We start from the raw sequence: 20627 nt of genomic DNA on the forward strand, positions 1-20627 counted from the left end.
ATCTGGTGCGGCCGATATATTAGAAATGAGTCACAGGGCCCGTAAAAAGGCCGATCTACCAGGGCGATCGCCGTCGTAATGCGTCGGCAGACCAGGAGAAATGATGACTCGAAACCTCACCTTCGACAGCATTAACTCCAACGCGATGTCGCGCGGGTTAACCCACCGCGACTCGACGACGGCTCCCCGGCTCCCTCTCCAGAGCGTGTGGAGGGCAGCGGCGTGAACCACACCGATACTGACCGGGCACGAGACGATCTCGCAAAAGCGGTCCGTGCTGGCGCGCCCGAGGGCATAGCTCGAGCCATCATCAACAACGTCTGGCCGCTTTACACGGAGCACTCCGATGCTCTGACGGCGGCGGTGGTGGAACTGCCAGCTGCCTTGCTGGATCGGCATCCCATTCTGCGGCTTCTGCACCCGATGACGCCCGTGCTCGCACGCAGGGCGCGCACGTTCAAGCCGGTGGCGCACGCGCAAGACGTGCGCCTTATGAGTGCGGATGAGGCAGACCTCCTCACCCTCGCTCAGATGATCTCTTTTCGCGTCAACGGCGACGTCACGGCTGCCGTGGTCTACGCACGGAGGCTTGAGGACCGGTTGATGGAGGCCCCGGCAGATGGGCGAGATCGCTTGGACGGGCCGTTGTGGTTTCTTCATCAACAGATCGGTTCGACCTGGCTCGCTGCCGGCGAGACGGGGCGAGCGCTTCTCGAATTCGCCACAGCCCGCCAGCTCGGCAGGCTTTCCCGGCAGCCATACGCGGAGCGGATGGCACTTGCAAAGACGGCTCTCGCGCACGCCATTCGTGGCACGCTCGACGATGCAGAGCGCGCGCTCGCCGAAGCAGCACAGATGCCGGAAGTGACGACCTCGAACACGAACGCCACGACTTCTTCAGAAGCAATTGCCGCTGCCCTCATCGCAGTAGAGCGTCGCTCTGCCAACATCGCTGATCTGCTGACAGCCGCCGTTCAGATCGATACCATCGAGCTCAACTGGCCGTTCTCGTTGCTGGCACGCTGTCGTTTCTACCTGTCGAGTCATCGTCCAGAAGATGCTCTCGAGACGATCCGACTCACGTCAGAGAGCCATCCGGTGCAGCACGGATCGTTCGCTGCTGATGTGATTGCGTCGCTGTCTATCGAGTCCCTCATCGCCACTGGTGAGGTGGCGTACGCGTGGTCGATCGTCAAGAACAATCCGAAAGCAGGGGTGCTCACTCAACTCGCGACAGCTCACTTGGCCCTGAATGATGGGCGCTTGGAGATCGCGGCACAGGAGCTACGTCTGTTGGCAGCCGACCAGGCGCTCGGACCCGCTCAGCGTGCGGAGAGTGTTTTGCTGTCTGGGTGGCTGGAGTTCGCGCGAACGGGCGATGTCAGCCCAGAATCCGCGCGACAGATCTCCAGGATCGTGCAGCGGCGTGACCGGCGACGGTTGCTCGAGGTGATGCCGCGTCAGCTCGTTGAACGAGTGCGCGAAGCAATCGCGAGCGAGGGTGCAGGAGAGTTCGATACGGTGACCGAGAAGCTGGTTTTCGGTGATCATCAAGCGCGGCCCACGCTGACCTCCGGAGAGCTACGCATTCTTAATCCGTTGCCTGCGCAACGCTCGACGGCATCGATAGCGTCGACTTTCCACGTATCGCCGAACACGGTTAAATCGCAACTGAGATCGATCTACCGCAAGCTCGGCTGCTCGACGAGGGAAGAAGCAATTCGCGCTGCAACGCGCATGCGGTTGCTGGCACCGACCGCCCACGACTGATTCTCGTCGTGAGCGGCCGGTCGGGATCTACGCCCGTGAGCGGCCGAGGGCTGCTGCGCGTACGACGTTGACCACGCCGAGCACGACAAGCGAGATGCCCAGCAGCATCCAGAGCACCATGGCACCCCAGAGCGGCGCGAACAAAATCACGACGCCAGCCGCAATGGAGAGGATGGCGAAGAGGATCGGCCATACCTTGGAGCCCGAGTCTGGCAACGTGGTGAGTGCCACCACACCCTCGACAATCCACAGCACACCGACGAGAACTCCGAGGAAGATCCCCAGCCAGGTGGCTGTTTGTCCGAGGTTCGCAAATGCGATCACTCCTGCGGCGATGAAGACGAGACCGAGCAGCACATGGCCGACGCGCGACCATCCGCTCTTGCGCTTGCTGAGCCCACCGATACCCGCGTAGACGAGGCCAGCAACCACGACATACACGGCCACGATGGCAGCAACGATCATCGCTGTCTTATCTGGCCAGATGAGAATCACCACGCCGACGGCGAGCGAGAGCAGACCGCCGATTCCGATCGCGATGCGAATCCCGTCAAAGACGTTCTTCATGGGAGCGGGTTCAGACGCTACAGCTGTTTTCATTAATGGTCACTTCTCAATCGGGGGAGGAGGTTAGGCGGCGTGCGAGCTTTTCGTGCCGACCAAGCTCTGCACGGCCTTCGCGATCGAGGCGAACTCGTCTTGCTTGCGTGCAATGAACTCGAGAGCCTGTGTGGCGGTGGCCAGAACTTCGTGTCCCAGCTCACCCACATCTTCGAAGTGGTGGCTCGCGTTGCCCACCAGACCACCTTCGAGAGCCAGGCGTCCGACCAGGTCCAGCTTGAGTACCTTGCTGCCCTCGTTGAAGCTCATGTCATCGAAGTCGACCCAAACGATGTTCGGACGAGTCGTCGACTCGAACGCGTACCGCTTGTTGGTGAGGTCGAGCACAACCTGCCAGATGGTCTGGGAGGCGTCTGGCTTGCCCTCCTCGGGAGTACGGAACGGCTGCGCGGCGTTGCGGATGATGCTGAACATGGCCGCCATCGCCTCGATCTGAGTCTTCGGCTGCTTCTGGTGTGCCACGTAGAACGAAGCGCGAGCGAAGCGATCGCTGGCTAGCGTCGAGCCCGGCAGCGGCTTGCTGCCTCCCAGGCCTTCGACCTCTTTCACCAGTTCGAGCTGCTTGTCGAAGGTGGGGGAGTTGGTCATGACCTGGTACTCGCGGCCGTGGTACACCTTCGGAGTTCCGTCTGTGTACTCGATGATCGCTGAGTCGCCGCTCGCGTCGTTGATCGCCAGGTGCAGCGTCGGCACGAGGTGCCCTGTGGGATCGAAGAGCTGAGAGATCTGTACCTGCGTGTCGTTCGTCCACGCCACAGCTTCAGCGACTGTCGCGAAGTTGTCGAGGTAGTACTGCAGCCACACTGTCTGGCTGAGCTGGGTGGCGGTCGGCTCGGGGGTTCCGTAGTCGGACTCTGCCAGCCAGAGGATGTGGCCGGCGAACCCCTCTTCGTTCATTCCGTCACAGGCGATGAGGTCGAAAGCTGTGGCGACGAGGCTGCCGTACTTCGACGTCCACTTCAACGTCCCGTTCACGCCGTCGGAGCGCTCCATGCCCCGGGGGAACTTCCAGAGGTTGGAGAGGAGGTCCATGTGGAAATCCATGTTTCGGCCAACGATGACCGCACCGTTAGCATCGGGCCATACAACTCGTGTGCACATGAGCGCCGTGTTTCCAATCGTCGAGGTGGGCGCCCGCGTCAGAAAAAAGACACAGGCTCCCTGCCGATTATTCGACGATTTCGGGCGGTATTGCGCGACAATCCGGCGAATTCACCCTCACCAGTCACCCGAGCCCCACCCCGGGATCACCCGGCCTATGCGCCTGCCCCAGAAACGATCGTGATTCCTGAGGTGATCGTGGTCACTGCGCCGATGATGCCCAACACGATCACCACAGCTCGCCCCCATTTTGCGGGCACTCGATGGTGCAAGAGCTGACCGCCGATGAGTCCGCTGGCGAGCGCGATTCCGACCAAAACCCACACTGTCAGAGAAAGCTGGGGCACGGCGTCTGGCGTCGAAGAAAGGACAGCGCCGGCGCCGATCAGCGAGGAGAGTGCGACGAAGGGCTGCATAGTCGCGGCAAATCGGTGATGCTCCCATCGGGTGGCAACTGCATAAATAGACATGGGTGGTCCGCCGATGCCAGACATCGTGACGAGCATTCCTGTCGCGCCTCCGGCGACAAAGGTGGCAGGTGTAACGGGAACGACGTGTCTGGTTCTGCCGAGGAGCAGTGACGCGACGATTCCCGCGAGCAGAATGCTCCCCACAACGATCCGGAAAACGCCGACGTCGAGACCGCGCACCACGAGCGCTCCGGCGAACGCGCCAACGACGCTCATGCCGGTAAGGATGATCAACCGTTTTCGATCAATGTCTGCCCGTACTGGCCAGATCAGCGCGATAGCCGCGATAGCGCCGCACAGATTCGCGAACACGACGCCCTGTTGGCCAGACAGCAGTAGCACAGCGAATGGTGCCACCACCATTGCGAAACCCATACCGGCGATGCGCTGAAGTGCTGCGCCGAGCAAAACAGTGCACACGAGTGTGATCTCGACTATCCCACCTGTCATTCCGCTCCCTCGTGCCGTGTCTACGTTAGTCCGCGGGCAATGTCGGGTGATGGGAATAAGATGCGGAAAATGAGCACGACCAGAAACAGAGCCAGCGAACCATGCCTCTAACGCGCGAGCTTCTCTTGCAAGAGATGGAGGCGACGCTGAGTCGCGCCGGGGTCAGCATGAATGCGTGGCCCGAAGACGCCGATGTTGAAGAGCTATCCCCTCGTGGTCAGCTCGTGGCGCTGTTGCTGATCATGGACATCAGCCCGGCGCGCGTGAATGGATGGCCACACGGGTCAGTGGAAGACACGATCGTGAGTTCGCTGCCTCGCAAGTCTCTGCCCTGGGATTCAGACACGGCCGTCTTCGCGTTGCAGGCTGCCCTGAAGGTCGACTGCATGAACTACATCTGTGGTCCGGCGCTGCGCGGTGCAGAGAAAGCAATGGCCTCTGGTCGCTTCGAGTCTGCGCTCTACGAGGCGCTCGACGCCTGTGCGACCCATCTCGCAGGACTCATGCACGGACGGTTCGCGCCGCGTTGGAACGTCGACAAAGATCTCAAGACCGCCAATCGGCTGCTGGCCACATTTTTGCCGCCGGGCGTGCTCGACCTTACGGCCGTGCACGACGGCGACGAGTGGGCGGAGCCCGCACGGAGACTGGCGCGTGCGCATTCCGCAGACGACGTCGAGCCCCTCGTGCGACATCTCACGCTTCTCGGACATAAGGCACCCTCCCAGACATGGCAGCGTCAGCTGCGCGAGATACTGCGTCTTGAAACAGCACGCGCTCTCGTCAAGGAGTGGGTGAGCGCGGCAGAAGCGACGCGAGTTGCGGACGACGGGCACCTCTACACACCATCGAACGAGGACTTGGTGCGGGCGGCTGTCATCGCGGCGCGGTGGTTGCCTGCCACGGAAGTGTCCGCGAGGCAGCTGGGCGCATTGGTACGGCAAGGAGCTGAGACTCGCCCTCCCGCCACAGAATCCTTGGCTCTTCGCGTGGCCAGCGCTGCTGTTGACACGCTCGCCCAGCGCGGGACTGAAGCCGATCTGGCCGAACTGGAGCGGCTGGTCGACAGTGTGTCCCGGCGAGACTTGCTGAAGCGAATCGGTGCCGCGCTGGGACCGGAAGCTATCGCTCGCGCGGGGAAGCGCGACGCCGAACTGAAAAAAGAGAAGGCCGCCGCAGTGCGTGCAAAGGCGAACCCGACACCCAAGCTCCTGCGGGCGGAGGTAGACGGTATGCTCCGCGAGCGAGTTGATGGCACGATGCGCGAGCTGGGGTTCCGGAAGTCGGGTCGCACATGGCGACGTTCGATCGACGCTCGCGTCGAACTCGTTGAGTTCTACTCCAGCGGCCTGTTCATGAGTATTCAGTACGGCGTGCTGTTTGAAGAGCTTCACCCCGTAGATGGGCCAGCTGTGCAGCGGGATCCGAAGCGCGTCAAACCTTTCGAGCTTGACTTGCTTGTCTCCGAAACCGGATGGTACGCCGACGCAGAACGCCTCGATCTCCTCGCAGAGCGGGTGCGTACCAAAATTGTTCCTTTTCTAGGCCGTTGCGGGGATCGCGCGGCGCTCGCCGACCTCTTGCTACGAGGCGTCGGGTTTCCGCTGGCCGTCAGTCCCAAACCGGCGAGATCTGGTGACGGGGGACGCCCCGTGTCGTGGCGGAACGTGCCCACTCAACCCGGTCTGATGCTCGGCGCGCTTGCGTGCCTCGACGGTGACCGCGTCGCCGCCGAAGGTTGGCTCGATACGGCCCGCCCACACAGCCGCCCCGAAGCTGCACAGGAACTCGACTACTGGCGCAAGCGCGTCGCTGCCTTGCCCGCGTCGTAGAGGCGTCTCCGTGCACCCGATCTGCGGGAGGGGTCTGCATGTGATCACGCCAACACGGTGTGTCATGGGGCGATCTGGCGCGGTGTCCTCCTAACGTAAGCCTCGACCGCTACACGCGTGCGTTCGAAAGCGCCTCACCCGACGGCGCGGGATGCGCGCTGGGAGATCTCCGATGAGTGAGAAGAAGAGCGAGACGAACACTTCAGGACCGGCGATGCCGTCTCCCAAGAAGATCCTGCGTGAGGTGACGCACCCGGCGCTGATTCCAGGAATCGGAGTGGAAGACACCCCTCGGGTCTTCAGCACGAACTGGGCCGTCTTCGGGATCGCGGGTTTTTCCGTGCTCGCCGTGGTCATTTGGGGTTTCTTAGCGCCGGAGAGCATCAGTGAGGCAGGAACGGCGTCGCTCAGCTGGGTGACCACGAACTTTGGTTGGCTGTTCTCGCTGCTGGCTGTGGTGACGATCATCTTCATGCTCGTTGTCGGGTACGGCCGCACCGGAGGTATTCGCCTCGGGTCAGACGATGAGTCGCCCGAGTTCTCGACGGTGTCGTGGATCGCGATGCTGTTCTCCGCCGGCATGGGTATTGGGCTGTTGTTCTGGGGGCCAGCAGAGCCGCTCGCCTACTTCAACGACGTGCCCTATGGCTTCACTTCGGAACCGGGAACCCGGGACGCGATGCTGGACGCACTGGCGCAGTCCATTTTGCACTGGGGTCCGATGGCGTGGGCCTTTTATGCGTTGGTGGGTGGCGCGATCGCGTACGCCGCGTATCGCCGAGGAAGGGCGCCTTTGATCTCGGCTATCTTCCGTCCGATCTTTGGAGAGCGCACAGAGGGATGGATCGGCGCGGTGATTGACGTGTTTGCGATCATCGTCACGCTGTTTGGCACCGGAGTCACCCTCGGCATGGGGGCATTGCAGATTTCCAGCGGTATCGAGGTCGTCACCGGCATCGGTCCGCTGGGGAACACCGGACTGGTCGTGATCATCACCGTGCTTACCGCCGCGTTCGTGGTCTCGGCGGTCTCCGGTATCAAGCGGGGCATTCGTGCGCTGTCGAATATCAACATGGTCATCGCCGCCGTGATCGGTCTTTTCATCCTCATCGCTGGCCCCACGCTGTTCATTCTGAACATGGTGCCAGCGAGCATCTCCGCGTTCTTCGGCGACCTGTGGACGATGCTGCTGCGCAACCCCGCACAGGGTGACGAAGCCGCTGCCTTTATGTCGAGTTGGACGAACTACTACTGGGCATGGTGGATCTCGTGGACACCGTTCGTGGGTATGTTCATCGCGAAGATCTCGCGGGGCCGCACTCTGCGGGAGTTTGTGACCGTGGTCATCGTCGTCCCCTCGGCAGTGTGCGTGGTCTGGTTCGGCATTCTGGGCGGCACCACCATGCTGTTCGAGTCGGAGGGACGCGGAATCAGCGACGCAGGGTCGTCGGAGGCAATACTCTTCGCCGTACTGCAGGAGCTTCCCTTCGGCGTGATCCTCTCTGTACTGGCGATGATCTCGATCATCCTGTTCTTCGTGACGTCTGCCGATTCTGCGGCGATCGTCATGGGATCGATGAGTCAGCGCGGCAAGCCAGAGCCGTCGACTTGGGTGACGATCACTTGGGGCGTGCTGCTCGGCGCGGCTGCGCTAGCACTGCTCCTGGCCGGTGGGGAAACGGCGCTGTCTGGGCTGCAATCGATCATGGTCGTTTCTGCTCTTCCGTTCGCCGTAATCGTCGTCGGGATTATGATCTCGTGGGCGAAGGAGCTTCGAACGGATCCGTTCATCCTGCGCCGACGCTACGCAAGTGCGGCGATTGCCCAGGGTGTTCGTTTGGGTATTGCCGAGCATGGAGACGACTTCGTGTTCGGTGCGACCGAAGTCGCGGCAGACGAGGGTGCAGGAGCCGGTATCGACTCCGACGATCCTGCCCTGACCGAGTGGTTTGAGACCGCGACGGGGCAGATTCCCGTCGTGACGGCGCTTGACGTGACGAGAACCCTCGAGCCTGGGCGCATTCAGCCCATGGGGCCAGGAAATCCCGCGCACACCGCCTCTGGCGATGCTTCCCTCACCGTGGGTGAGGAGCGTCGTGAACAAGCGAGGAAGCGGAAGGACGATGAGTAGTCAGCGTCCGGGCTATCCTGGTACACGGCACCGACGACAGGAGATCCCGTGATCCTCAGCTTCTTTTTCTTCATGTTCCTCTTCCTCGGAGGCTTCTGGCTGATGGGCATCTCTTTTGGGTTGCCGGAGTTTCAGGCGTTGGCTTTCTGCGGAGGACTGGCGCTGGTAACGCTCGCGATGGCATTCATGCTGCGTGAGCGCGGCACGGCTACCCGTCGCACCAAAAACTGGGCTGGCAAGCCCACCGAGTAAACGCTGAAGGCACCGCCAGCGCGTTACTCCTCGATATCGAGGTCGATGGCGATGAGGCAGTGTCCTGTATCGAAGGATGCGTCGAAACTCACGTACCCGTCGGCGACCTCGAAGGGGAGGGGTTCCCCGTCGAGCGGCGTCACTGATCGCGGCTTTTGGCCGTCGAGACGCACGCGCACTGCGACGTTGCGCGCGGGAACCGGATCGAGCACCGTCTCCACGTCTGCGAGCATGCGGCGTGAGGGAAGGTAGCTCAACAGGTGCACGAACGACGCCGTAGCGTGACGTTGTAGCGTGCCCTCCAGATGCGCGGGGCCGTCGAGGTGAAGAGCTGGGCGCGGGAACACCGCTGCGAGCGCGGCTTGTGCGAGATCTCCGATTTCAGGGATCGCTGTCGCGCCGTAGGTTTCAAACAGTTCGAAGGCCGCTGAAGCCACCCGTCCGCGCACCACGATGGCCGGGTGCGTTGTTGCGTGTCCTGCTGGCGTGTATTCGTGGCCGCTGAAGCGCTCAGGGGTGCGGTCAAAATATGGTTCGGTCACGGTGGCGAGCACGACGGAATCGTCGTCGGTACGCACGCGCCGCACGCTACCGGGGAGCACATAGTCGAAGTCGGCGAGGCCGGTTTCTGCAGGAACGGGGCGGACGAATTCGCGGGTGAAGGCGGCGAGGTCGTTTCGCGCGCTGAGCCCGGTGAGCTCACGGATCGCGATCAGGTCATCCGGCAGGCCAGACAACACGAGGGCGCCGTCTGCTTCCACATGCAGGGTGAGCTTTTGCACAAGCTTGTCTGTGAACTCGACACCTGCCAGCACGATGATCGCCCGATAGGAGGAGAGGTCGTGATCGGCATCGACAAAGTCGAAGTCGATGCCTCGCGCGGTGAGGAGGCGCAGGGCCGCGAGCTCGCCGGGGCCAGGGGCGTCCGCATGGATGACATCGCCCTCAGCGCTGGCGGGGGCTCGCATGACGGCCACCTCGACAACCCTGGCCGCGCCTTTTGATTCGTTCTGCACTCGGCGCACGTGCGCAAAGGTCTCTGCAAGGCGCGCCGTCACCGCTTCATGGGATCGCCCTGAGGGCGGCAGTGAATCACCGATACAGATACCCAAGCCCAGCGCGCTCATCTGTAAGGACTCGTACTTGAGCGCCGCTGCGGGATGCACGCTTGCGCTGTCGCCCCAGCTTCCGAAGAAGCGGCCGGTCATCCCGATAGCGCGTGGCTGAATGGGGATGACGCTTCGGGCCACGGACGGCGCATAGGCATAGCCCCACCCTCCCGTCGGCAGGGCTTCGATTTCGTCGTGGGTGCTGTAGCCGAGCTCATCGGCAAGGCGCAGTCTGGGGCGGGAGTTGAAGAAAACGCTGCGGGGAACGCCGTCATGGCCCGCGCCAGCGACCATGTCGCGAAACTCCCGCATGTAGTCGTGCGAAACGGCGGATGCCGCGTCCCGCCTCCCCGTTTCGTGGTCGGGATTGAACCCCGAGGCGATGGCGGCTGCGCGCGCGCTGGCGCTGAATCCCGGCTGGTCGAAGCAGATGTCGAAGAAGAAGCCATCGGCGTCGGGGAAGTGCTCCAGCACATCGGTGATTTGATCGGCGAGGTACGAGCGGTACCCGCTGGTCATATCGAGGATGCGCCACCCTGGAACGCCGTGGGAGTCGACGCGAGTGGGGGCACCGTTGTCGTTTCGCGCCACCCACTCGGGGTGCGCGGCTGCGGCATGTTCATCGAAGAGCACGCTGAGATAGATCGGGGTGCGAATCCCGAGGGGACGAAGCGCCTCGATCTGTGCGCGGAGCAGATTCACCTCACCAAGACCAGGGTGCCGCTCTTCGCGGCTCGTGTCGTAGTAGAGCTGACCGTGGTGACACTTCGCAAACAGCGTGACGGAGTCGACCCCCAGTTGCGCGAAGCGCTCCGCGAATGCCTCGGAGTCGAACTCCTGCGCGATCGGTGTAATCAGCGGCGATGTATGGAAGTCGAGGTGGACCGATCGGCGGGGGAGATGCGCGGTAGGCAAGGGGTGTTCCTTTACTTCAGCAGGTCTCATCGTTCTCACACTTCCGCCAGGAGGGCGATACCCCATGGCGGCAGGGTCACCTCGAGCGAGAGCACTCCGTCGACCGCCCTGTGCCGTTCGACGAGGAGCGTTCGTGCCGCGTCGTCAATCGCGGACTGATCGGCGCGGCTGAGGTTCAGGGGAGCTCCGCGTTGCTTCCACGTCGGGAGCGCGTTTCCTGCTTCATGGGTGACGATTTCAAGGGTGAAATCTGCGTCTGCTGCAACACCAGTGATCTGCACGGTGAGAGTGCGGGGCGTGCCGCTCGCCAACGTCTGTTCAGCGATGTCCCACTCGTCGATCGAGGCGGGAACCGTCAGCGTGACTTCCTCGGGGTAGTGATACAACGCGCCGACGATCTTGCCGTCTGTGCTCCGCCGTGTGATCGCGCCCGTGTCCGTCACGGAGAGCAGCTCATCGCCGAGCTCCTTGAGGAACCTGTAGGCGTGATAGGTCGGTTTGGGAATGCCGTGGTGATTCAGTAACCCGAACCCGCCGTGGAAGGGTTCCTGACCGCCACCCGCTTCTTCGAAGATGTCGCTGAACGCCCAGTACGACAACGAATCGACCAAGCCGATGGTGTCGAGGTTGGCCTTCAGCACGAACGTGGCCGCTTGGAGATGATCATGGGTGCGGTCGCGCGAACTCGACGAGGACGACCATTCAGTGAGATGGATTTCCGCATTCGGATATGCGCACTCGTCGATCAGGCCGCGCAACAGTCGCAAGTCGCGTGCTGTCGCATTCACATCACGCGTGAGCTTCGCCCCCTGCCCGTGTTCGTCCAGCGCCCAATTGGTGGGGTACGGATGCACAGACACGAAGTCCACTGGCAGGTGCTCTGTCTCGGCGAACTGCAAGAACTCGGCAAGCCAGACCGGCTTCCAATCCAGCGCGGCCAGGTCATCAGCTTCCAACACAACTGCATGCTCGCTCGTGTCTTCGGTCTCACCGTCGAAGCGGCCGTCCGGCACAAAGTTGCTTGTCGCTGGACCTCCGACTCTGAGCTGTGAATCGACGTTTTTCACGGCACGGACTGCGCGTCGATACATCTCGAGATACTCCGAGCGCGTGCCTTTGAAGAATGGAGGAAGGTTCGGTTCGTTCCAGACTTCGAAATACCACGTTCGAATCTCTTCGAGTCCGTAACGGTCGCGCCAGTGCTCTACCGTGCGGGCGACCAGCTGCTCCCACTTGTCGAAGTCGGTGGGAGGGCTACCGTTCGCTCTCCACCAGAACGCCGTTGCCGTGTGCACGGCGATTTCACTGGGCATGAACCCCAGCTCTACGAAGGGGCGAATGCCGATATCGAGCATCGCGTCGAAGAGACGATCCACGTATTGAAACGACGGGGAGACGGTGCCGGACTCGTCTTCGCGGTAGACGAACATGTCGTCGTGGAAGAGCCCGTGGAATCGAAGGTACTGAAACCCATGAACCTGCACGACTTCCTGCAACTGCTGCTGCCAGTCGGCGCGTAGTCCCTCGTTGGCACGCCCGGCTCCGACCACCACATTCCAGTGATGGGCGAGAGGTGTTCCTGCGGCGCGCGCGTCTACGCGCATGCCGTGGTCGTTCGCCTGCGGATTTTCGCTAACCTGCGGATCTTCGTTGATCATGATGCCTTTCTGGTTGGGGGAGGTCATGGCAAGGTCGCTCGCCGGCTGGCTTCTACGTCGTCGAACCAGCTATGTAGTGCCGACGTCATCGAACGCAACCGGTCTGGTTGGGTGGCGGAGAGGTCGCACGCTTCCAACGGGTCAGCGCGCAGGTTGAACAGCAGGGGAGCGGAGGCTGCTGGCCGCGTGAACTGCGGAGTGGGATCGGCGTCGAGCGCAACGAGCGCCTCCGGATTTCTTTTGATCTCCGCATCACGTTCCAGGTCGCTCTGTAGTGCGTCGAGAGTGCCTTCCCATGCAGGGAATACCAGCTTCCAGTCGCCGTCGCGCACGGCGGCATTCGATTCGGCGAGGGGCGTGTATCTCGTCCACTGCCAGAAACGCAGCGGCCCTTTCGATGAGTCGCCGCGGAGGGCGGGAAGCCGGCTGATGCCGTCAACTGTGGCCGTTGACCCTCCGACCCCCGTAGCGTCGAGGAGCGTGGGCATCCAGTCCACGAAGTGCACCAGATCGTCACGTGTGACGCCGCCGTCGAGCCCTGCGGGCCAGCGCATGATCATCGGCACTTTCACGCCGCCTTCGAAGACGTGGGTCTTTGAGCCGCGCAGGCCTTCATTGAAGCGGTGAGTGGAGTGCTCGCCCTTCCCATGAAAATCGGGACCATTGTCGCTGGTGAACATGACGATCGTGTTCTCGCTCAGTCCCAGCGCGTCGAGATGCTGCAACAGTGCGCCGACGCCATCATCAACCATTGACAGCATTGCGTAGATAGTAGCCACCGCCCGCGTAACTGTGCCGTCGCGGTAGAAGTGATCGACGAGGTATTCCGGAGCCTGCAGAGGAAAATGGGGGGCGTTATAGGCGAGGTGCAGGAAGAACGGTTCGTCGGCATGCCTGGTGACGAAGTCGATGGCCTCCGCCGTGAAGACATCGGTGAGGTGACGACCGTCGCTTGCCAAGACGGCCCCGCCTTTTTGGATCGTCCAGTTCCAGTAGTCCTGCCACCCGCCCTGGAAACCGACGAACTCGTCGAAGCCTCGTTGAACGGGATGAAACGCCGCATCAAAAGCACCGTTGTGCCACTTGCCTACCAGGCCGGTGGCATACCCAGAGGCAGCCAGTTCATCGGCGATGGTGCGCTCGCCGACAGCGAGGCGATCGGTGCCACGCGCCTCCATGGTGTCGATCACCCCGGTGCGCTGCGGATAGCGTCCGGTGAGCAATGCTGCTCGGGCAGGTGCACACACCGGCGACCCAGAGTAGTGCTGGCTGAGACACACTCCCTCTGCCGCCAGTTGATCAAGTACGGGCGTGGCTGACGCGCCGTTGTTGATGCTCGATAGATCTCCGATCCCCATGTCGTCGACGACGATCTGAAGCACATTGGGGCGGGGATTCATCATTGATCCAGTTCTGCGTCGAAGACGTCGGCAGAGACGTCGGCGGAGAGAGTTTCTTGTGAAGGCTCCATCCAGACTGGCACGTCAACGCAAAAATGGAAAGCGGTTACCGTTCGACATTCTTGATCCGCGACTGGCCCCACGCTCGCCAAGAGATCTCGACCAGTACTGCACCGATAGCCACGATCCCCACCGTGGGTACCCGGAAAGCCAGAATGACAGCGGCGACGGCGGCAGCGAGCGCCAGTACGCTCACCAGCGGGCGACTCACCGCGAGGCGGATAGCTTGTCTTGCCGTTTCCCGGCGGCTCACCCCCGGTGTTGCGGCGACGGGGATTGCGAGCACGAGGATCGAGAAAGCGGCGAGCGGAGACAGGATCGCTGCCATCATGATCACCCCGAGGGGAGCGGGGGCGACAAGCCAGAAAGCGGTAGAGATCCAGCCCACGATCCCCAGGGTGACAACGATGGGGCCGAGTGGCCACAGCGCTCGGAAGTGGACCCTTGTGCCGGAAAGGAGGGTCCTGACCGGAGTGGATGGACCACTCATGCTCACCTGTTTGCGTGCCTCGATTGCGGCAGCCGATGCGGGCCCTGCTGTCACGACGCCGAGTAGCAGAACGAGCAGGGTTACCGAGATGATGATCATGTCGCCTACTGCGGTGAGCGTGCCCAGGAGGGTGCGTCCAGGCTGAGGTTTGTTGGGGGGCGTCTCCGCGGTCATTTGTCCAGTCTTGCATCACTAGTTGGTTGTGAAGCATTGACTATGGAATGCGCTTTCCGTAGCATCAGTGAAATCGCATTCCCTGCCACGCAGTCACAAGGAGGTTCTCGTGGAGATTCGATCACGGTCCATTGCATCGGTCGCAGCGATCGGCGCGCTCGCTCTCGTCGTTGCCGGATGTTCCGGCGGCGCCGAAGAAACCAGCGCCGAAGATGCAGCAGAGGTGACGGGTACGCTGCGCGTACTCACGCCGAGCTACCCCGCCAGCAACGAAGGCACAGCCGCATTCGACGCTGTCGTCGCCGAGTTCAATGAGGTGTATCCCGGGGTTGAAGTCGAGGCGGATTTCGCCACGTTCGGCAACCTGAACGAAAAGATCTCGACGTCGTTGGCTGGCGGTCAGCCCTACGACATCATCGTCACCGGCATCGGCTGGGTGCCGCCGTTCGCGTCCCAGGGCGCGTTCCTCGACCTCGCGGAGTTTGGTGTCGATGCCGACACGATCGCCGAAGACACCAATGAGGCAATGCTGCCTGCGGTGACGTACGAGGGTGACGTATACGCATATCCGCTCGTGATGGGAGCGAAGCCTGCTGCCCTCAGCCGGTCCGCTTTTGAGGCGGCAGGGCTCGACCCCGATTCGCCGCCGGAGACTCTTGCCGAGCTCGCTGATGCCGCGGAGCTTTTGACCGTGCGCGAAGACAACGGCACGATCAGCCGCGTGGGGTTTGATATGTGGGCACCGACAAGTGGCTACCGACACACCTACACCACCATTTTGGGCGCGCTCGGTCCTGACCTTTACGAAGACGGCGCTCCCGGCTTTGACGGGGCAGAGGGAGAGGAAGCTCTCGACTGGATCTCCGACATGGTCAATGACAAAAACGTCATCGACTATGCGCAGGTATCCGCCTCTGGCTCGCCTTTGATCTACTCCGGTGAGGCCGCGATGGGTTTCACCGGTGGCTACATTGACTGCGAAGCCGTGGGGCAAGCGGTATGTGACGACCTGGTGTTCTTCAACATCACTGACGAGCGTCCTGTGCTCTTCACCGGCGGTCAGGTCGCTTCCATCGGTGCAGGCACCGATCTGCCGGAAGCGGCATGGAGCTTCATCGAAGCGATGTCGACCCCCGAGGCAGAAGCAGCGATGGCGGAGATGAACTTCGCCGTTCCTGCCGCATCTGGTGCGGAAGACAGCGACGTTGTCACGAGCAACCCGGCGAGCCAGTTCGTCTACGACAACCTGGAGTACGTCGTCTTCGAAGGTGGCGCAGCGAACTGGCTTGAGCTGCGCGACACCTGGAACACGGAGCTGGACAAGGCGCTGCTTGGGCAGTCCAGCACAACCGAGGTCCTTGACTACTTGGCCGCAGAGTCCGAGTAATTCGACAGTTCTGACGGTGTGGGGTGGGGGCCCAGCGCTCCTGCCCCACGCCTTCAGAGCGACACGATAGGAGGCTCATCGTGACGACGAGCATCGATAAGCCGGACGCTGCAGACGAGGCGCCCGCTTCGCAGAAACGCCCCTCAACGCCGAAGCGTCGGCACTCCGGAATGATTCGAGCGCAACGCCGCGCAGGCTACGTGATGATGGCGCCGGCGCTGGTCAACATCTCTATCTTCTTGGGGTTGCCGCTCGTCTTGGCTTTCGTGTTGAGCTTCACGGATTACGGCTTCTTTGCCGATCCGGAGTTCATCGGCTTTGCCAACTACGCGGAACTCGTGCAAGACCCTGACTTCCAGATCTCGGTCGTCAACACCATCCTCTATACCCTCATGGTCGTGCCAGGTGCGATGGCGATCGCCCTGGTGATCGCCCTCGCGTTGAACATGGCGATCCGCGGACGCTCGGTGTACCGCGTGATGTTCTATGTTCCTGTCGTCACCGCAACGGTGTCGATCGCCACGGTGTGGCTTTGGATTCTGAACCCCAGCTACGGTCTGGCAAACGAGATTCTCGGACTGTTCGGACTCCCACCTTCGCGCTGGCTCGCCTCTCCGGACACCGCGCTCACGAGCCTCGCCATGATCGGAATCTGGCAGGGCCTCGGCACCAAGATGGTGCTCTACCTCGCGGCGCTGCAAGGCGTCGACCCTGCTCTTGTTGAGGCCGCTCGTCTGGATGGGGCGAACAAATGGCAGACATTCTGGAACGTCACCTGGCCGGCTCTTGGTCCCGCGCACTTCTTCGTGTTTGTCACTTCGATCATCGCGTCGTTCCAAGTCTTTGACCTGGTCTACGTCACGACCCAGGGTGGGCCAGCGAACGCCACCCGTGTGCTCGTGTTCGATATCTACCAAAACGCATTCTCGAAGCTTGATCTGGGCTATGCCTCGGCGGAGTCCGTCTTCTTGTTCATTCTGATCGCGATCTTTATCGCGGCAGGTCTGCGGTTGCAAAGGAGTAAAGCCGATGACAACTGAGGTCATTCGCTACCCGAGCACGAAGAAACGCTCACCCGGTGCGATCATCGTTCGCGCACTCTTCTATGTCGTGCTTTCGTTGGCCGCGCTCGCCATGGTCGTCCCGTTCATCTGGATGGTGCTGACCTCGTTGAAATCCCCCGCGGAGGTCAACTCCTTTACCTGGCTCCCCACAGAGCTGGTGTGGCAGAACTACGTCGATGCCATGACGGCTGCTCCCTTTGTGGACTACTTCAAGAACAGTTTGATTCTTGCTGTGGGGCAGACCCTCCTGACTCTGATCTTCGCGACGGCAGCCGGTTATGCGCTGGCGAAGCTTCCGATCCCAGGCGCGAAGTACTTTCTCGGATATGTGATCGTGCTTCTGATGGTCCCGTTCCAGGTCGTCATCGTTCCTCTCTTTCTGGTGGTGAAACAGATTCCCCTCTTTGGCGGGAACGACATCTTCGGCCAGGGGGGCAGTGGCTGGCTGGACTCCTGGTGGGGTTTGATTCTGCCGCTGTCGGTAGGACCGCTGTTCATCTTCCTGGCGCGCCAGTTCTTCACCACGCTGCCGAACGAACTCGCGGAGGCTGCCCGCATCGATGGGGTCAGCGAGTACGGCATTTTCGGACGCATCATGCTCCCACTCGTGCGTCCGGCACTGGTGACCATCGCCGTGTTCCAGTTCGAGGCTTCATGGAACGCGTTCATCTGGCCATTGATCGCGACGAGCTCGGCCGACCTTCGTCCGCTGCAGTTGGGCCTCGCCATCTTTGCCCAAGACGAGCTGAACGTGCAGTGGAACTACTTGATGGCCGGCGCGACGCTGGCGACCGTACCCATGATCATCATGTTCATGTTTGCGCAGAAACAGTTCGTGCAGGGGCTTGCGAGTTCGGGGCTCAAAGGATGACGAATCTCTACGAAACGCAGCTGACCGGCGCGCGCGCCTCGCCCCAATCCGCAAACTCGGTGGCGGCGCCCAGCGGCACGTATGCCGTGGCAATCGGCTCGGAGCTTCTTGCTCGGCGTCTGTTTGGCGACCGCTTCGAGCTCCTCGCCGATGTGCCGGGCCGAGCGCTACTTCCGATCGTCACGGAGTGGGACGACGATGCGCTCGCGCGGCTGGCCGATATCGATGTTCTTGTTACAGGGTGGGGAGCTCCCGCGCTCGACGATCACGTCGCGGATGCGTTGCCCAATCTCAAGGCTGTCGTACATTCTGGCGGCGCTACGAATTCGCTCCTTTCTCCCAAGATGCAGCGCACCGTTCGGCTGTCCAGCGCAGCAGAGGTGAACTCCGTTCCTGTGGCGGAGTACTCACTCGCGATGATCTTGCTGGCGTGCAAGCAGGTGTTCCGGTCGCAGCGGATGTTCCGGGAGCGGCGCACCCACATCAATCGAGAGATCGACTTTCCCGAGGCAGGGAACTATGGCCAGGTGGTCGGCATCGTTGGTGCGTCAAAGATCGGTCGTCACGTCATCGACCTGTTGCGACCGTTCGCCGTGCGGGTGCGAGTGTACGACCCCTACCTCAGTGAACAGGAGGCGGCAGAGCTTCAGGTAGAACAGGTGTCGCTCCACGAGCTGATGTCGGAGAGCGACGTGGTGTCTTTGCATGTGCCGTTGAACGACGAGACTGCTGGCATGATCGGTGCGGCCGAGCTGGCGGCGATGGCGGAGGGCGCGACGCTGTTGAACACGGCTCGTGGTGGCGTGGTTGATTTCGAAGCGCTGGAGCGGGAACTGGTGTCGGGGCGGATCGATGCGATCTTGGATGTCACGGATCCTTTCGAACCACTCCCGGCCGACTCGCCGCTGTGGGAGTGTGCGAACGTCATCATCACGCCGCATGTGGCAGGGTCGATGGGCACTGAGCTGCGCCGGATGGGCAAGCATGTGGCAGGCGAACTCACGCGGGCATTACACGGCGAGGAATTCTTGACGCCGGTAACAACCAGCATCTAGCGCTCAGGCTTTTAAGTGCGCGGGGGAGTACTTGCCCGCACGACCACGTGTCCGCTGACGACGCTCAACCGCGGTTCGTCTGGGCGTGCGGTCGTGGCGAGGGAGAGCGCTTCAGCGGCCACATCGTCCCACGGCAGGTGCACGGTGGTGAGGCTCGGGGTCACATCGCGGAGTGCTTTGATGTCGTCAAAGCCTGCGACGGCGATCTGTGAGCTCGGGATGCCGGCGTCTCTGAGAAAGGTCAGTGCTCCGAGCGCCATCGCATCGTTCACCGCGAAGATCGCGTCGATCTCGATGCCGCGTCTGACGAGGTCGCCGGTGGCGACGTACGCGGCGGAGCGCGTGAAATCACCCGTGATGATGCGGTCGGCGGGAACAGTGAGGTTGTGCTCGGCGAGGCCATCGAGAAAGCCGCGCGTGCGATCACGCTGGGTCATGCCGTTCGGGTAGCCGCCCAGGATCGCGAACTTCTTGTATCCGAGTTCGACCATCGCCTGCGCAAGTTCGTGCGCCCCCTGCGAGTTCGCGTAGGAGACTGTGTCAAAAGGAAGCCCGGCCTGCGTGATCAGGACGACGCGTCCGCCTTCGGCTTCGTAGCGCTGAAGCGCGCTCACAAGCGCAGGTGTGCCTCGGTCGCCGATTTGCCGTCCACCGATCGTCATGACTATCTCTGCGCGTTGACCGCGTGCCGCGTTTACTTCGCGGACAAGGTCGCTCGAATCCGTGCCAGCAACGATGAGGTTGAGCGGAAGCTGCTCTCGACGGGCTGCTTCTACGACGCCTGCCACCATCGGGTTGGCGTAATCGTCTGGCATCGTCTTCACCAGCAGGGTCACACCGCGCTGGCGGCCCCGAGCGACTGCCTGAGCGGCGACGTTTGCGGAGTATCCAAGTTCGTCAGCTGCGGCCAGCACGCGCGCGCGATTGGCTTCTTTCACCGAGCGGTCGCTTCCGTTCAGGGCGCGCGACGCGGTGGCCACGGACAGGCCTGCTCGGCGCGCGACATCACTAAGACGAGGGGATCGATTGTCCATGTGCTGCGCCTTTCTGCCCATGCGCCGACGAGCGCTGCATCAACACAATCTAATACCCTTTGCTGCAAACGCTTTCCGTTTTGGTGGCTGTCAGCCCATTGCCGTCCGAAAACCTTGTAATCCTGCGGTTACCCGCGGAAACCGCTTCCCTTATGGATCACCACTCGCGTGTGCGTGCTCAGTGGCGGCGAGACAGACGTTCTTCAAGCGTGCTTCGCACCGCTGGCCATTCCGGCTCGATGATCGAGTACTCCACACTGTCTCTCAACGCTCCGTTGCGGTACCGGGTCATCCCACGCAAGATGCCGTCTTGGGTGGCGCCGAGCCGCTCGATTGCGGCTTTCGACTGAGAGTTCACCGATCCGGTCGTAAACCCGACGCGGAAGACCCCGAGGGTCTCGAATGCATGCCGGAGTAGCAACAACTTCGACTCGGCGTTTGTGCCGGTACCGTGTGCGGACGGCCTGTTCCAGGTGTAGCCAATGTGGAGCCGCGGCACGTTGGGCACGAGGTCGTAGTACGAGGTCAGCCCGAGTGTGCGGCCTGCAGCATCGAATGCCGTGAACGGCAACATCGTTCCCGTTTCGATGAGGGCGAGGCGCCGTTCGACTTCGGCGGCAACGGCATCAGGCGCGGGGACCGAGGTGTACCAGGCACTTCTCCAGAGATCGCCTTCTTGCACGGCCTCGATGAGTCCTTCTGTGTGAGAGCGCTCCAGCGGACGCAGTTCGACGAGGTCACCCGTAAGAGTGAGAGGCGAGGGGGTAACGAGGAATGCCATGG

The 20627-nt window shown here is 62.0% G+C and carries 17 protein-coding genes; 8 read left to right on the forward strand and 9 right to left on the reverse strand.

Annotation, left to right across the window (positions count from 1 at the left end; genetic code table 11):
• Positions 1-222: 222 nt before the first annotated feature.
• Positions 223-1770, forward strand: coding sequence for a LuxR C-terminal-related transcriptional regulator (locus AB0O87_RS06660; RefSeq protein ID WP_363513093.1), 1548 nt, complete (start codon positions 223-225; stop codon positions 1768-1770).
• Positions 1771-1797: 27 nt separating this feature from the next.
• Here the strand turns inward: AB0O87_RS06660 and AB0O87_RS06665 are convergent, their stop codons facing one another.
• From AB0O87_RS06665 to AB0O87_RS06675, 3 genes are all read right to left on the reverse strand, one after another.
• The gene (locus AB0O87_RS06665; RefSeq protein ID WP_363513096.1) at positions 1798-2337 is read right to left on the reverse strand and encodes a DUF308 domain-containing protein; all 540 of its coding nucleotides are present in this window, start codon (positions 2335-2337) and stop codon (positions 1798-1800) included.
• 63 nt (positions 2338-2400) lie between these two features.
• Positions 2401-3492 carry a linear amide C-N hydrolase gene (locus AB0O87_RS06670; RefSeq protein ID WP_363513099.1) on the reverse strand — a complete coding sequence of 364 codons (1092 nt, stop codon included), beginning with the start codon at positions 3490-3492 and terminating at the stop codon, positions 2401-2403.
• Between the two features lie 155 nt (positions 3493-3647).
• Positions 3648-4412: a sulfite exporter TauE/SafE family protein gene (locus tag AB0O87_RS06675; RefSeq protein WP_363513102.1), complete on the reverse strand. Its 765-nt coding sequence runs from the start codon at positions 4410-4412 to the stop codon at positions 3648-3650.
• Between the two features lie 101 nt (positions 4413-4513).
• On the opposite strand from AB0O87_RS06675, the gene AB0O87_RS06680 reads away from it, so the two are divergent.
• From AB0O87_RS06680 to AB0O87_RS06690, 3 genes are all read left to right on the forward strand, one after another.
• Positions 4514-6244 (forward strand): hypothetical protein, encoded by a 1731-nt coding sequence (locus AB0O87_RS06680; protein ID WP_363513105.1) that lies wholly within the window; start codon positions 4514-4516, stop codon positions 6242-6244.
• A 172-nt stretch (positions 6245-6416) separates the two neighbouring features.
• Positions 6417-8375, forward strand: coding sequence for a BCCT family transporter (locus tag AB0O87_RS06685; RefSeq protein WP_363513108.1), 1959 nt, complete (start codon positions 6417-6419; stop codon positions 8373-8375).
• 48 nt (positions 8376-8423) lie between these two features.
• Positions 8424-8627, forward strand: a complete 204-nt coding sequence (locus AB0O87_RS06690) for a hypothetical protein (RefSeq protein WP_363513111.1) — start codon at positions 8424-8426, stop codon at positions 8625-8627.
• Positions 8628-8650: 23 nt separating this feature from the next.
• Here the strand turns inward: AB0O87_RS06690 and AB0O87_RS06695 are convergent, their stop codons facing one another.
• From AB0O87_RS06695 to AB0O87_RS06710, 4 genes are all read right to left on the reverse strand, one after another.
• Positions 8651-10651, reverse strand: a complete 2001-nt coding sequence (locus tag AB0O87_RS06695) for a hypothetical protein (protein ID WP_363513114.1) — start codon at positions 10649-10651, stop codon at positions 8651-8653.
• A gap of 35 nt (positions 10652-10686) precedes the next feature.
• Positions 10687-12336, reverse strand: a complete 1650-nt coding sequence (locus AB0O87_RS06700) for a beta-xylosidase (protein ID WP_363513117.1) — start codon at positions 12334-12336, stop codon at positions 10687-10689.
• Positions 12333-13712 carry a sulfatase-like hydrolase/transferase gene (locus tag AB0O87_RS06705; RefSeq protein WP_363513120.1) on the reverse strand — a complete coding sequence of 460 codons (1380 nt, stop codon included), beginning with the start codon at positions 13710-13712 and terminating at the stop codon, positions 12333-12335. The genes AB0O87_RS06700 and AB0O87_RS06705 overlap by 4 nt, the downstream gene beginning before the upstream one ends.
• A gap of 103 nt (positions 13713-13815) precedes the next feature.
• Positions 13816-14433, reverse strand: a complete 618-nt coding sequence (locus tag AB0O87_RS06710; protein ID WP_363513123.1) for a hypothetical protein — start codon at positions 14431-14433, stop codon at positions 13816-13818.
• A gap of 109 nt (positions 14434-14542) precedes the next feature.
• Here AB0O87_RS06710 and AB0O87_RS06715 point away from each other — a divergent pair, with 109 nt between their 5' ends.
• The 4 genes from AB0O87_RS06715 to AB0O87_RS06730 all read left to right on the forward strand — a co-directional run bounded on the left by AB0O87_RS06715 (position 14543) and on the right by AB0O87_RS06730 (position 18810).
• Positions 14543-15820 (forward strand): extracellular solute-binding protein, encoded by a 1278-nt coding sequence (locus tag AB0O87_RS06715; protein ID WP_363513126.1) that lies wholly within the window; start codon positions 14543-14545, stop codon positions 15818-15820.
• An 80-nt stretch (positions 15821-15900) separates the two neighbouring features.
• A complete protein-coding gene (locus AB0O87_RS06720; protein WP_363513129.1) occupies positions 15901-16860 on the forward strand; it encodes a sugar ABC transporter permease in 960 nt (319 codons plus the stop codon).
• Positions 16850-17755 carry a carbohydrate ABC transporter permease gene (locus AB0O87_RS06725; protein WP_363513132.1) on the forward strand — a complete coding sequence of 302 codons (906 nt, stop codon included), beginning with the start codon at positions 16850-16852 and terminating at the stop codon, positions 17753-17755. Before AB0O87_RS06720 ends, AB0O87_RS06725 begins: the two co-directional genes overlap by 11 nt.
• Positions 17752-18810 (forward strand): hydroxyacid dehydrogenase, encoded by a 1059-nt coding sequence (locus AB0O87_RS06730; protein WP_363513135.1) that lies wholly within the window; start codon positions 17752-17754, stop codon positions 18808-18810. Before AB0O87_RS06725 ends, AB0O87_RS06730 begins: the two co-directional genes overlap by 4 nt.
• A gap of 11 nt (positions 18811-18821) precedes the next feature.
• On the opposite strand, the gene AB0O87_RS06735 is transcribed toward AB0O87_RS06730, so the two are convergent.
• Positions 18822-19844, reverse strand: coding sequence for a LacI family DNA-binding transcriptional regulator (locus tag AB0O87_RS06735; RefSeq protein WP_363513138.1), 1023 nt, complete (start codon positions 19842-19844; stop codon positions 18822-18824).
• A 178-nt stretch (positions 19845-20022) separates the two neighbouring features.
• Positions 20023-20625, reverse strand: coding sequence for a GNAT family N-acetyltransferase (locus AB0O87_RS06740; RefSeq protein ID WP_363513141.1), 603 nt, complete (start codon positions 20623-20625; stop codon positions 20023-20025).
• Between the last annotated feature and the right edge of the window lie 2 nt (positions 20626-20627).

The organism is Microbacterium sp. NPDC076768 (genome assembly GCF_040687205.1).
In the GTDB taxonomy this organism is placed as follows: domain Bacteria; phylum Actinomycetota; class Actinomycetes; order Actinomycetales; family Microbacteriaceae; genus Microbacterium.

Coding starts and splice junctions, on each gene's coding strand:
- AB0O87_RS06665 (WP_363513096.1), bottom strand. CDS start 2,337: ATGAAGAACGTCTTTGACGGGATTCGCATCGCGATCGGAATCGGCGGT.
- AB0O87_RS06670 (WP_363513099.1), bottom strand. CDS start 3,492: ATGTGCACACGAGTTGTATGGCCCGATGCTAACGGTGCGGTCATCGTT.
- AB0O87_RS06675 (WP_363513102.1), bottom strand. CDS start 4,412: ATGACAGGTGGGATAGTCGAGATCACACTCGTGTGCACTGTTTTGCTC.
- AB0O87_RS06680 (WP_363513105.1), top strand. CDS start 4,514: ATGCCTCTAACGCGCGAGCTTCTCTTGCAAGAGATGGAGGCGACGCTG.
- AB0O87_RS06685 (WP_363513108.1), top strand. CDS start 6,417: ATGAGTGAGAAGAAGAGCGAGACGAACACTTCAGGACCGGCGATGCCG.
- AB0O87_RS06700 (WP_363513117.1), bottom strand. CDS start 12,336: ATGACCTCCCCCAACCAGAAAGGCATCATGATCAACGAAGATCCGCAG.
- AB0O87_RS06705 (WP_363513120.1), bottom strand. CDS start 13,712: ATGATGAATCCCCGCCCCAATGTGCTTCAGATCGTCGTCGACGACATG.
- AB0O87_RS06710 (WP_363513123.1), bottom strand. CDS start 14,433: ATGACCGCGGAGACGCCCCCCAACAAACCTCAGCCTGGACGCACCCTC.
- AB0O87_RS06725 (WP_363513132.1), top strand. CDS start 16,850: ATGACAACTGAGGTCATTCGCTACCCGAGCACGAAGAAACGCTCACCC.
- AB0O87_RS06730 (WP_363513135.1), top strand. CDS start 17,752: ATGACGAATCTCTACGAAACGCAGCTGACCGGCGCGCGCGCCTCGCCC.
- AB0O87_RS06735 (WP_363513138.1), bottom strand. CDS start 19,844: ATGGACAATCGATCCCCTCGTCTTAGTGATGTCGCGCGCCGAGCAGGC.
- AB0O87_RS06740 (WP_363513141.1), bottom strand. CDS start 20,625: ATGGCATTCCTCGTTACCCCCTCGCCTCTCACTCTTACGGGTGACCTC.